The sequence below is a fragment of the Jejuia spongiicola genome (assembly GCF_023502325.1).
GTDB classification, from domain to species: domain Bacteria; phylum Bacteroidota; class Bacteroidia; order Flavobacteriales; family Flavobacteriaceae; genus Wocania_A; species Wocania_A spongiicola.
In genome coordinates this window covers 1-231 of the sequence record NZ_JAMFLZ010000044.1, presented here as the reverse complement: position 1 = coordinate 231, position 231 = coordinate 1, and the positions used below count along the sequence as shown (strand labels likewise).

Sequence of the window (231 nt, the reverse complement as noted above, 5' to 3'; positions counted from 1 at the left end):
ATTCCTACAACTGGAACAGGCTATAGTTATGATGTAGATTGGAGTTATGATGGCGCTACTTTTAATCCAGAAGCTACCAATGTTTCAGGTAATGCTACAAGTACTACTTTAACAGCTGGTACATACACTGTTGCCATTCGTGGTGCGTTTCCTAGAATCTATTTTAACAATACAGGAGATAAAGATAAAATTCAGTCTGTAGAGCAATGGGGAATAAACCCTTGGACGGCT

1 pseudogene is annotated in these 231 nt (G+C 39.0%); it reads left to right on the top strand.

Annotation, left to right across the window (positions count from 1 at the left end):
- A pseudogene (locus M3P09_RS17285) lies at positions 1 to 231 on the top strand (hypothetical protein); the annotation flags it as partial.